This window comes from Globicatella sp. HMSC072A10, assembly GCF_001811625.1.
Classification (GTDB): domain Bacteria; phylum Bacillota; class Bacilli; order Lactobacillales; family Aerococcaceae; genus Globicatella; species Globicatella sanguinis.
In genome coordinates this window covers 1-13,443 of record NZ_KV805680.1, presented here as the reverse complement: position 1 = coordinate 13,443, position 13,443 = coordinate 1, and the positions used below count along the sequence as shown (strand labels likewise).

Genomic DNA, 13,443 nt, shown 5'->3' with positions numbered 1-13,443 from the left:
ACAAATCGGGATTTTTAAGTTGACTTTTATATAAAGAGAGCTAGTCATTGTGTGGTCATCATAATAGAAGCGATGATGATGGTTTGTAATACGAATAAAAGTCTTAATCAGTATAGTTCGTGATGAATAGATAAAAAAAGTAAATGCCGTGAAGAAAAACGGTACTAAGGTGGTTGCTCTCTATTATAATATTTCCAAACGCAATAATCCTACATTTTGTACTAAAAAACAAAAAACAATCCTCATATCTGTTGATGATAACGCTTTTAGAAAACGTTATCATGAAGTTGTAAGATAAAACAAGGCATTAAAGGAGTGTTCAAGATGTCAAATATTAAGGTAGTTGGAGTAGTGGGAGCAGGAGCAATGGGGTCTGGTATCGCCAATTTATTTGCGCAAAATGGGTATCAAGTTATTTTGCGTGATGTAGAAGAACGTTTTATTCAAGCAGGAATGGATCGTATTACTAAGTTTATGGAGGGGTCAGTAAAACGAGGTAAATTAACTCAAGGACAAATGGATGAAACATTAGGACGTATCCGTACGACAACAGATTTAAATGAATTTAAAGAAGTTGACTTTGTTGTAGAAGCAATCATCGAAAAAATGGATATTAAACAATCGGTATTTAAAGAGTTAGAAAGTATTGTTCGTGAAGATGTTGTTTTATCAACCAATACTTCGTCTTTATCAATTACTGAAATTGCAAGTGTCTTAGATAATCCAGCTCGATTTGCGGGAATGCACTTCTTTAACCCAGCTCAAGTAATGAAGTTATGTGAAATTATTTATGGATTAGAAACAAGTGATGAAACCATCAATATTGTTAAAGAGGTAGCAGAAAGTATCCGTAAAGAAGTGGTAATTGTTAAGAAAGACGTTCCGGGCTTCATCGTTAACCGTATTATGATTCCTCAATTTATTGAAGCAATCAAAGTGTTAGAAGAAGGAATTGCTTCTAAAGAAGATATTGATAAAGCGATGCGTTATGGTTTAAATCACCCAATGGGCGCTTTTGAATTACAAGACTACGCTGGGGTTGATATTGGCTATCATGTAATGAACTACTTTGCGAAAGAATTTGGTGACAATCGTTGGACACCACCTACTTTATTGAAAAATATGATTCGTGCAGGACGAAATGGTAAAAAATCAGGAAAAGGCTTCTACGATTACGATAAAAAATAATATTTTAAAAGGCAATATAAAATAAAAAATTTGGAGGTATCTTCATGGTAAAAGAATCAAGAGCAGATAAGTTATTTAATAGTGGCGAAATGTTTTATTCAGACTTATACAACTATGCCGATGCATTAACTGATGGTGAAAAAGAAGTTTTAAAAGAACTAGAAGAAGTATTAGAAAAAGACTTAAAACCTTTATTAGCTGAAAATTGGCATAATGCGACATTCCCATTAGAAGCATTTCAAAAAGTAATTGATATGCGCTTGATGGATGATCCACGTTTATTAGAAGGACGTGAAGATGGTCGTATTTCAGAATTATTCCGCGGATTCAGAGCGTATACTTTAGCAAAAACAGACCCAGTATTAGGAACTTTCTATACAGCAAATGGTGGGTTATTCCATGAATGTGTTCGTGTAGGTGGTAGTGAAGAACAAGTTGCTCAATTAATGCCAGGTGTTTATTCTTGGGAAGGTTTAGGCGTTTTAGCGATGACTGAACCAGATCACGGTTCTGATATTGCAGGTGGTATGGGAGCGACAGCTAAACGTGAAGGTAATCACTGGATTTTAAACGGCCACAAAAAATGGATTGGTGCAGGAACATTAGCGAAATGGCATGCATTCTTTGCTCGTGATGTCGATGATAATCAAGTGAAATTATTCTATGTTGAACGCGAATCAGAAGGGGTAGAAACATTTGTTACACCTCAAAAAGCATTCTTCCGTATGATGCCTAACGCAGAAATTATCTATAAAGATGTAAAAGTACCAGAATCACAACGTGCTCAAAATGTTAACTCTTGGAAAGACTGTGCCAACATTTTACGTAACACGCGTTCCGATGTTGCATGGTTATTAGCAGGTGCTACAGCAGGTGCGTTTGAGTCAGCTTTAAAATATACACGTGAACGTGAGCAATTCGGTAAACCAATTGCAAACTTCCAATTAATTCAAGAAAAATTAGCACGTATGGCAATGAATGCTCAAGCAACCTTAGCCATTGCTGTTCGTTTAGCTGAACAACAAGAGCAAGGTATTTACCGTGAAGAAGCATCATCAATGGCTAAATTACATAATGGATTCCGTGCTCGTGAAACAGCAGCATTAGCCCGTGAAGTGGCAGGCGGAAATGGCATTCTATTGAAATACGATATTCCTAGATTCTTCGCAGATATTGAAGGGATGTATACTTACGAAGGAACTCATGAAGTGAATTCATTAATTATCGGTCGTCATTATACTGGATTATCAGCGTTCATTTAATCAACAAAAAAGAGTGTGGCCAGACTGTTAAAGAACAACAGTTTGGCAAACACTCATATATAGAAAAGATAAGACAATAAAGGAGATATTAAATAATGTTAAATGCTAAACAAGAAGAAATTGTAATTGTTGGTGCGGCCCGTACACCAGTAGGTGCTTACTTGGGAGATTTGAAAACTGTACCCGTTGAAGATTTAGGAGAAATTGCATTAAAAGAAGCGGTTAAACGTTCGAATTTAGAAGTGTCTGATATCGATGAAGTAATTGTTGGTCACGTAACAGGGACACAAACAACAAATAACTTAGGGAATATCATTGCGATTAATAGTGGATTAGATAATCGTTCGACTGGTATGACGATTAACCGTATTTGTGGTTCAGGTATTCAATCAGCGGTTTCAGCAACATTAGAATTATTGCACTCAAACAAAAAAATTATCGCTGCAGGTGGAGCAGAATCGTTATCGAGAGCACCATTCTTCTTACCAGAAAGCGTTCGTTATGAAGGATTTAAAGCAGGAAACCAAGTGTTGATCGATGCCAACTTAGAAGGACATTCTTCAGCATCCGGTCGTGATTCTGGTATTCAACATATGGGAAATACTGCTGAAAATGTAGTTCGTAAATACAATATACCACGTGAAAAACAAGATCAATTTGCGGTTGATTCGCAAGCAAAAGCAGCTAAGGCGATGGAAAATGGTCGTTTCGCACAAGAGATTGTTCCAGTTGAAATAGTGGGGCGTAAAGGTCAAGTAACAGTTGTTGAAAAAGATGGCCATCCAAGACCTGGGACGACATTAGAAAGTTTAGCAAAATTGCGTCCAGCATTTGAAAAAGATGGAACTGTAACCGCAGGTAATGCTTCAGGATTAAATGATGGTGCAGCATTTGAAATTTTTACCACTCAATCATTGGCTGAAGAAAAAGGGTTAGAAGTAATGGCTCGTGTGGTAGACTATCAGATTTCTGGATGTGCACCTGAAACAATGGGATTAGGTCCTGTATTCGCGATTCGTGAAATATTACAACGTCAAGGTATGGATTTAGTAAAGGATATTGATATTTTAGAAATTAATGAAGCCTTCGCTGGTCAAACAATTGGATGCTTAATTGAATTAGGTATCGATATGGATACAGAATACTATCAAAACAACTTTAACCCACATGGTGGGGCAGTTGCTTTAGGACACCCATTAGGAATGTCTGGAGCGCGTATTATTACGTCATTATTATATGAATTCAAAAACAATCCAGATAAACGTTATGCGATTGCATCAGCATGTATCGGTGGTGGCCAAGGGATTGCACTATTGTTAGAAAACGGCTATTACCAAGGTTAATAGGAGGGAATCATTCATGACACAAGAATTTACCGTAGCAGTAATCGGTGCCGGAACTATGGGTTCTGGTATCGCTCAAAAAATTGCCCAAGAGGGTATTAAATGTTATTTAGTAGATGTCAATCAAGCAGCAGTTGATCGTGGAATGGGCATCATTGAAAATATGTTAAACCAAGGGGTAGAACGTAAAGTTTTTACTGAACAATTTGTTAAAGATACTTTAGGACGTTTAATACCTACTACCAACTACGAAGACTTAAAGGAAGTCGATTTTGTTATTGAAGCAGTATTTGAAGATGAACAAGTAAAAGCAGATGTCTTAAGTAAATTGGATAAGATCTGTGATGACAAAACAATTTTAAGTTCCAATACTTCAAGTTTTTATATTAAAAACTTAGCTAAGGCAACTAACCGTCCGGATCGTTTTATCGGTATGCACTATTTCTTCCACCCAGCTAAAAACCGTTTATTGGAAATAATTTCTCATGAAGGCACTAGTGAAGAAACGGTTGCGATTGCTAATAAATTTGCCGATTTACATGGTAAAACCTCTATCACTGTAAAAGATGCTCCTGGTTTTGCAGTTAATCGTTTCTTTGTTCCTTGGTTAACAGAATCGGTCCGCATTTACGAAGAAGGTTTGGCTAATAAGGCAACGATTGATGCCGCGGCTCGCGATGCTTTCAAGATTGGAATGGGGCCATTCGCTTTAATGAATGCAACCGGAATTCCTGTTGCGTACCACTCGGCTAATACTTTAGCTCGTGAAATATCAGAATTCTATCGACCAGCTGAATTGTTAAAAACTCAAACCGAATCCAAAGAATTATGGGATGTTGAAGATGGTGCAGTAGATGAAAGTAAATTTGCCGCTGTGAAAGAACATTTATTAGCAACCGCGATTGGTGTAGCAGGCAAATTAGTTGATGAAGGAGTGGCAACCATTGAAGACGTTAACCGTGGAGCAGTGGTTGGATTACGTTGGAAACAAGGACCGTTCCAATTAGCAAACACAATTGGCGTTAAAGAAACGTATGAAATGACTAAACGTTTAGCTGAGAAAAGTCCTGGTTTCGAGTTGAGTGAAACATTAAGAAAACAAGCTGAATTAGGTGAACCATTCGAATTTAGTTTTGTTGATTATGAAGTAAAAGACGGAATTGCGAATATTCGCATCAATCGTCCAGAAGCCATGAATGCTTTAAATCCAACCGTTGTCGGTCAAATAGAAAAAGCTTTTAATGAAGCAGAAGCTGACGCGAATGTAAAAGGAATTGTTTTCTCAGGAGCAGGTAAAGCCTTTGTTGCTGGTGCGGACTTAAAGTTCTTCGTAGATGCTATTAAAACAAATAACTTAGATAAAAATTATAATTTTACTTCAGGTGGTCATAAGCTATTACGTCGTATTGAAAAAAGTGACAAATTGACGATTGCATTATTAGATGGTTTGTCTTTAGGTGGAGGATCTGAATTAGCACTGGCATGTCAAGCAATCGTCGCGACTGAAAAAGGCTCTTTTGGTTTCCCTGAAAGTGGACTAGGTATCTATCCAGGTTTAGGGGGTATGTTACGTACCAATCACCAAATTGGAAAAGAATTAGCAAAATACTTTGTCTTAACAGGTAAAGGAATTTCAGCTCAAGCAGCTAAAGACTTAGGAATTGTGACTAAATTAGTCGCTGCGGCTGATGTGCAAGCAGCTATTAAAGACTTAGTTGAAAATGGGGCTCCGGATAAATATCGTCAACGTGAAGTACCAATGCAATACGCTGAAATTAAGCAAGCCTTTAACGATGATAACTTTGAAAAAACAATTAAGGGCATTGCTAGCACAGGTGTTAGTGAAGAATTTGCTCACAAAACAGCGAAAACAATTGGTTACAAGGCACCCGGTATTTGTAAAGTGATTCCAGAAATGATTGATCGACAAGCTGAGATGACGATTGATGAAGGAATTGATTATGAATTATCTTTATTAAATGAAACTTTCGCCAAACCAGAAGCTTTGATTGGATTGGAAGCATCGTTAGCAGGTAAGAGACCAGATTATAGTAGCCTTAACTAATTAACAAATAAAACACGTCCCAGAGTGGATATTGTAAAAGGAGCGTAAATGATGAGAATAGATTGGTTTGCTGATCGAGCACGTCTCAGTGGTTCGAAAGTAGCAATAATAGAAGCCGAGAAGGGTCGTGAGTGGACTTTTGACCAAATGAACCAACGTGCCATTAATTTAGCGGCTTATTTACAAGAAAAAGGAATTCAGTCTGGGGATCGTGTGGCATTGTTTTCCTCAAATGACGTCGCCCATTTTGATTTTCTATTAGCTTGTACAAAATTGGGTGCTATCTTTGTGCCGATGAATTGGCGATTAAAAGATACAGAAGTCTTGCATGTTATACAAAATTCAGAACCAAAATTATTGGCTTATTCACGAGTACATAAAACTCGTTTAGGTTTAGTAACGGAAGAGTTACTCGACATAGATATTGACAGTGAGGACTATGATGCGATTGTTGATCCTAATAAAAAGAAGACATTCCAACCCAATCATTCAATGACTGAAGAAGATATTGCAGTCTTGATTTATACAAGTGGTACGACAGGTTTTCCAAAAGGAGCAATGATTAGTCATCGTGCTATTATTAGTAATGGTTTAAACAGCATTCCGAGTTGGAATATTCACGCTGGTGATCGTGGTATGACTACCACCCCGATGTTTCATACAGCAGGACTCTTCTGTTTCACGATACCGATTTTAATGGCAGGAGGACAAATAGTTGTTCAGCGTTTCTTTGATGCAGATGAAACTATCGAAATCATTCGTGATTTTAAACCAACAAAGGCCTTCTTTGTACCAACGATGTGCTATATGTTAGCACATTCGGCATTATTCAATAAAGAGAACTTGCGCTCTTTAAATTATATTATATCTGGTGGCGCACCATTATCTGAAAATGTTTACCAATTATTTGCGGAACATGATTTACCTTTAGTCAATTCGTATGGCTTAACTGAAATTGGCCCCAATAATTTCTCCAACACACCAGAACGTCAACGAATGAAAAAATTGTCTGTTGGTAAACCTATTATGTTTAATGATGTAAGAATCGTAGATGATGAAGGAAATGACGTCCCGCAAGGAGAAGTTGGTAATTTGATTATTAGTAATAATGCTAAATTTAGTGGCTATTGGAATAATACAGAAGAAACAGCGAAAGTGTTGAAATATGATTTTGTTTTTACGGGTGACTTAGCACGTATGGATGAAGAAGGGGATTATTTCATCGTCGGACGAAGTAAAGATATGATCATTACCGGTGGCGAGAATGTTTATCCAAGTGAAGTAGAAAAAGTATTAAATCAATTTCCAGGAATAGTTGATTCAGTTGTCTTTGGTATTCCAGTTGAACAATGGGGTGAATCCGTCGTAGCAGCCGTTATTACTAAGGGATTAGATGAATCGATTATTGAAGCATTGACCGAATATGCCCAGTTAAATTTAGCTGGTTATAAGACACCAAAACGCTACTATTTATTGGATGAATTTCCTAAAACACCGATTGGCAAAATCGATAAAAAAGCATTATTGTCAATGGCACAAACGTTTGAAGAAGGTCGTCATGATTTAAGTAGTCCTAGACAAATCATTATGTAATACAAATAGATTAAAATAACCTATTCAGGAGGAACAAGAATGAGCAAAGTAATTTCGTATCGTGAAGCCGCGAATTTAGTAAATGACGGCGATTTATTAGCAACCTTAACGTTTGGTTTAGGTGGGCTACCAGAACAATTATTAGTAGGTGTTGAAGAACGATATCAGGAAGAACAACATCCAAAGGATATTACCTTTATGTGGTCTTGCGGAATCGGTAATAATCAATATGGTCGTGGCGCTGACCACATGACTGCACCAGGGCTCGTTAAACGATTAATTGCTGGTCACGTCGGATCTTCACCAGGTATGGTTGAGAAAATCGTTAATAATGAGTACGAAACTTATTTGTGGCCACAAGGTGTCATCACTCAATTATACCGTGCTATAGCGGGACGTAAACCAATGTTAACTAAAGTAGGGCTAAAAACTTTCGTTGATCCCCGCTTAGAAGGATCTCGTTCAACAACCATTACCAAAGAAGATATTATTAAGGTCGTTGAATTAGATGGTGAAGAGTGGCTTCAATACCCGAATTTAAAAATTGATGTTGCCTTCATTCGTGGATCTTACGCTGATGAAAACGGGAACGTATCGGTAAAAGACGAAACATGTAAATTAGAACAATTAGAACTTGCGATGGCTACAAAAAACTCTGGTGGGATTGTGGTCGCACAAGTTAAAGATGTCGTTCAAAATGGTACGATTCATCCAAAAGATGTTCAAATACCATTTGGTTTAGTTGATTATGTAGTAGTAGCCGAAGAAGAAAAATATCATCAACAAACAATGGGAACTTACTACAATCCTCGTTTAAGTGGCGATATTAAAGTGCCAATTAAAACGGATAGCGTTAAACCGGCTAAGTTAGATGTACGTAAAATTACAGCTCGACGTGCTGCGATGCAATTACGTCCTGGGGATACGATTAACCTTGGATTTGGTTCTCCAGATATGGTTGCGCAAGTTGCTAGCGAAGAAGGTGTAGCAGATCGTTACCATGCTACATTAGAGATGGGCTTATGGGGTGGTATCCCAGCGGTTGGTTTAGACTTTGGATCAGCATTGAATCACGAGGCATCCATTCCGATGGCTAATCAGTTTGACTTCTATGATGGCAACGGATTAGATCTAACCGTTTTAGGTATTGGCGAAATTGACCAATATGGGAATAATAATGTTACTAAATTTGGTCCTAAAGTACCGGGACCAGGTGGCTTTATTAACATTTCACAAAATACTAAACGGATTGTCTTCATTGGTTCATTTACAGTAGGTGGTAAATCACACTGTGAAGATGGTAAGTTAGTTATTGATGATCAAGGTAAAGGGCCGAAATTCATTAAGAATGTTGAACAAGTTTCATTCTCTGGTGAATACGCAATGGAATCAGGACAAGAAGTTTTATATGTAACCGAGCGAGGAGTGTTCGATTTATACCAAGGTCAACTGCGCTTGATTGAAATTGCACCAGGCGTTGATTTACAAAAAGATATTTTAGATCAAATGGAATTTACACCATTAATTGCAGAAGACTTGAAAGAAATGGATTCAGGTATCTTTAGCGAAAAATGGGGCGGTTTAGCTGCAATTATCGATGAGAATGCCAAACTAAACGAACAATAATCACAAACTTACAATACACTCTCTTTAGAAAAAGTCGGGAAGCTGGATACTCCCGGCTTTTTTGAATAGTGAGAAAAAAATAAAAATTATAAGAAATATGCTATATTTGAAAGTGCTTTTATATAGAGCATTTCGTGTTATACTAAAGAGAGAATATATAAGTGAGGTCAAAATAAAATGACTAATTTAGAAACTAAACAATCACGAGAAGAGTTTATTCGTCATATAGAAGAACATATGAAGCAAGCTTCCCGTAAATTATTAAAAATAAATTCTAGAGATGAAATTATGACCGTTCTAGGAGAGAGTTTTAAAGAATTACTTAAATGTGACTTTGTTGGGATAGGTTTAAATTTAAATGGCTACTTAAGACTCCATTATTTAGCAGGAGATATCGACATTGAAAAGATTTTTCCTTATCCCACAGATAAAGTCAATCCGATATTGTATGAAAGAAGTATTAAATCCGATGATAATTATTTGGACCCTGATTCTGTTTTAATTCAATATTTTAAAAAGAGTGGTATTGATTCATGGTTTACAGTTCCGATAGCGGAGGATCATTCAGACTTAGGGATAATTATTGTAGGCTATTATGATACGCGTCCCTTTTTTAACGAAATGCGTGAATTATTTAAAGAATTAGGTGCTTATGCAGCAATTGCGATGAAAACGATTCAACGTAATGAGTCGAGCCAACGTCAAATATTGTATTTTGCACAAGCCTCTCATCAACTGATGATGCAAAATTCAATTGAAGATCTGCTAGAGAAAGTGGTGACATTATCCGGTCGTGAATCGCGATCTCATTACACAGGTGTTTACTTACTCGATCAAGCACATGAAGCTTTATTACTACAAAAACCCACTTTTGGTTATGTCACGTTAGATGATTATATCCCACTTAGTAAAGGTAATTTATTAAAAGATTATTTACCGAGAGTGGAACAAATTGGTTATTCGCAAATCACGATACCATTAGTTATCAATGAACAAATGGTTGGCGCGATGGTATGCGAAAAACCAGCCGAACAAATTTTTTCTGGAAAAGATTTTGAGTTGCTGCAAACTTATGCGAATTATTTTAGTGCAATGTATGAAAACTTGTCATTGAGACGCCAAGAAAAAATACGTCGTCAAGAATTAGAGGAATTGTTTAATTTACAAAATAATTTAATTAAAAGTTCGTTAGAGCAAACGGATATTGATAAGATGAATCAACTATTAGGTGAATTTGTCGAACGGGATATTATTGTTTTTGATCAATTTTTAAATCCTTATTCTAAATATTTACAAAAAGACTCTAGTTTAGAACGCGATATTTTAATGAAGGAAATTAAGAATTATAAGTTAAAACATGTTCATTTAGCTAGTGAATTTAGAATCTCAGTTCAAGATACAGAAATGGTTTTTAGACGAATTGAAGGTGACCGTGAGGCATTGGGATTTATTGCTTATTCTGAAAATAAGGTTAATTTGAATAAAGAAACGTTTAATTTGGCTATTTCAATGGCATTAAATATTTATGCAACCTTCTTCATGAAATATAAAATTGAACGCGATGCTTTAAATCAGTTGAAAAATAGTTTCGTTGGGACATTGTTTTCTGGAAAACCTCATGAAGAATTGAATCAAATCATTACTTATGCTTCGTATTTCAACTTTGATATTGATGGTTCCTATGATGTAGCCTTATTAGCAATTGAAGATGTTGTACCACATTCGGATGATTTAGTGGTGAGACGAATTGCGCGTAATACGGTGATGAATGAGTTGATTTATCATTTATCAAAATTCGATTCTAAATTAGTAACTGCTATTTATAAAGGAAGAATTGTGCTGTTGAAAGCTAGACAGGGTGAAGAACCAGGTATTTATTGGCAAAAACTCTTTAAGACGATTCGAAAAGCTGTGAATCCAAAAATAGGGTTATGGATTGGCATTGGCGGGCAGGTATTAGAATTGAAAGATTACCGTGATCGTTATGACAAAGCGAAACATGTTTTAAATGTTATCCAAAGAACAGGACATGAACCAAATTTTGCAAGCTACGATGAGTTAGGGTCTTATGTGATTCTTAACGAATTAAATCAAATTGATGAAACAAAACTATTTGTTAAATCCCAATTAGGTAAGCTTTGGGATGCTTCGGTTGATAGTAGTATGGATTTATTTGAAACCTTAAGAGTCTATTTAAATAACCATTGTAGTATCAAAGCGAGTGCAGACGAACTGTTTTTACACCGTTCAACCATGAATTATCGCTTAGAAAAAATTAAAGAGATTTTAGAAATAGAGTTGGATGATAATAAACATCAGTTTAATTTATTATTAGCCTATCATTTATTTGATCTTTTTGGAGAAAAATTATTTGAATAATATTTATATTGAATAGCCTTTTTGTTTTTAGTCGAACAGGAAGGCTGTTTATTTTTTTATCATTATCAAAGATAAACGTTTTACTACCTCATTGAGTTTGTTATAAATATTAAATCGTTAGTTGAGCATAAGGTTAAGAGGTGAAAGCATAATTTTATTTTGAAACCAGCCATAAATTATTAAGAGAGAGTCTGTATTTTCATTATTTTTCTAGTGTATAATGAGTGAGATATAAAATGAAAGGGAGTATGTATGTGAAAGGATTGTTGATAAGAGGAGTGATATTGGTCAGTACAATACTAATGTTTGGGCTCAACCATCTAAGTATCTGGCATTTAGTCTTAATCATCGGCTTTATTGCAGTCACAAAGGACGTTGAAATAAGGTTTAATCGGAAAGATTTAGGATGGATGGTGTGTTTTATTCTACTGAATGTTTTTTCTTTTTATATGAATCCACCGAAGCAATTGGGTTATGAAATGGTACTGGCAGTTTTGAGAGCGGACTTCTATTTTTCATTATTTAAAATCATTACAGCTTTGACTGCTAAAAATATGCTGTATCACACAGAAAGAATGCTTAGTAAGTGGCAAAAGACTCAGTTTTTAATCATGATGGTCCTGGTATTACTCATTTTCTATTTTCCGCTACTGCTTGCTTTTAGCCCAGGAAATATGTATATTGATTCCTATTCTCAATGGGGACAAGCAATGGGAGGTATTCCCTTATCGGATTGGCATCCGGTCTTGACCACCTTATTGATGAAACTCTCTTATAAATTAATCGGAACGCCAGTCGTGTATACCTTGATGCAAGTGGTGGGCTCCATCATGGTCCTGACTTATTTTAGCAAGCAATTATTGGATCTTCGACTTAAAAAATCTTATATTTTATTAGTAGTGTTTACCATTCTATTCACGACTTTGTTACTATCAAATATGGTTACTCTATATAAGGATAATTTGTATAATCTTTCTTTAGTTTTAGTCACCTTATTTTTAGTAAGGATTTATTTTATTGAACCAACTTGGTTGCAACATTGGAGCTCGAAGATTATATTTGCCTTTAACTTTAATGTGGTGCTATTAGGTCGGCATAATGGGTTTTATGTAGGCATCGCATTTTTAGTGATATGGTTATTCTTTTCTTTTGATAAATGGAAAGATGTAGCCATCATAATAGTCTTAACAGCTTTAATTTTTATGGGGTATCACACATTATTAAATCAACGATATGCTATTATACCAGGTTCACCGAGTGAGAAATATAGTATGGTATTACAGCATATCGGTGCAGTGGTTGATGCAGGAAGACCATTAACGGAAGAACAAAATGAGTTTTTAGATCAAATTTTACCACGAGCAACTTGGCAAGAAAAATATACCCCTGTTATGATTGATCCAGTCAAATTTCACCAGGACTTTAATAAAGAATTTATTAACACCCATCAAAAGGAGTTGTTAAAGAACTGGTTAACCATTGGTCAACAATATCCGCTACTCTACTTAAGAGCAGAATTACAGCAAATACGACCATTATGGGATGTGAATGGATGGGAGCATGGTTTGCCAGGGACTCAAATGTTTCATTATATGATCAATTCACCGAAAGCGTATTATGATCCTTATTTACAGCATTATGATTTTGCAGTAGATTCACTACGTAATTTGATTGCTGAGTTGTCTTATCAGCAAGCTCCGCATGATGGTGTTCATAAGCCGTTTATTACGAGTGTGGCATCAGTTAGTATTTTGGTTTTATTTGCATGCTCCTTTTCAGTAATATTTGCTAAAAGGTGGACATATTTATTGATTTTATTGCCTTCTTTACTTCATTTGGGGACATTATGTTTGGCGATGCCCGCGTATAATATTCGTTATATTTTAGCGCCCGTTATCACTTCGATGATGCTAGCCATTATTTTTAAAGTAGTATCAACAAAATATTGATTTCTTGACTTAGTGTAAAATAACTGTTGGTCAGCTAA

The 13,443-nt window shown here is 35.9% G+C and carries 8 protein-coding genes; all 8 read left to right on the top strand.

The features are described from left to right. Positions 1-324 precede the first annotated feature (324 nt). The 8 genes from HMPREF2811_RS03700 to HMPREF2811_RS03665 all read left to right on the top strand — a co-directional run bounded on the left by HMPREF2811_RS03700 (position 325) and on the right by HMPREF2811_RS03665 (position 13,405). Positions 325-1,188 (top strand): 3-hydroxyacyl-CoA dehydrogenase family protein, encoded by an 864-nt coding sequence (locus tag HMPREF2811_RS03700; RefSeq protein ID WP_071408161.1) that lies wholly within the window; start codon positions 325-327, stop codon positions 1,186-1,188. Positions 1,189-1,232: 44 nt separating this feature from the next. Further along, the gene (locus tag HMPREF2811_RS03695; RefSeq protein WP_071408160.1) at positions 1,233-2,450 is read left to right on the top strand and encodes an acyl-CoA dehydrogenase family protein; all 1,218 of its coding nucleotides are present in this window, start codon (positions 1,233-1,235) and stop codon (positions 2,448-2,450) included. 95 nt (positions 2,451-2,545) lie between these two features. Next, entirely contained in the window at positions 2,546-3,793 is a 1,248-nt protein-coding gene (locus HMPREF2811_RS03690; protein WP_071408159.1) for a thiolase family protein, read from the top strand. 16 nt (positions 3,794-3,809) lie between these two features. Beyond that, a complete protein-coding gene (locus HMPREF2811_RS03685; RefSeq protein WP_071408158.1) occupies positions 3,810-5,858 on the top strand; it encodes a 3-hydroxyacyl-CoA dehydrogenase/enoyl-CoA hydratase family protein in 2,049 nt (682 codons plus the stop codon). Between the two features lie 51 nt (positions 5,859-5,909). Then, positions 5,910-7,451, top strand: a complete 1,542-nt coding sequence (locus tag HMPREF2811_RS03680) for a long-chain-fatty-acid--CoA ligase FadD (protein WP_071408157.1) — start codon at positions 5,910-5,912, stop codon at positions 7,449-7,451. Positions 7,452-7,490: 39 nt separating this feature from the next. Next, the gene (locus tag HMPREF2811_RS03675) at positions 7,491-9,077 is read left to right on the top strand and encodes an acyl CoA:acetate/3-ketoacid CoA transferase (protein ID WP_071408156.1); all 1,587 of its coding nucleotides are present in this window, start codon (positions 7,491-7,493) and stop codon (positions 9,075-9,077) included. Positions 9,078-9,254: 177 nt separating this feature from the next. After that, complete coding sequence (locus tag HMPREF2811_RS03670) at positions 9,255-11,456, top strand: helix-turn-helix domain-containing protein (protein ID WP_071408155.1); 2,202 nt, start codon at positions 9,255-9,257, stop codon at positions 11,454-11,456. A gap of 284 nt (positions 11,457-11,740) precedes the next feature. Then, positions 11,741-13,405: a DUF6020 family protein gene (locus HMPREF2811_RS03665; protein ID WP_141749249.1), complete on the top strand. Its 1,665-nt coding sequence runs from the start codon at positions 11,741-11,743 to the stop codon at positions 13,403-13,405. The last annotated feature ends 38 nt before the right edge of the window (positions 13,406-13,443 follow it).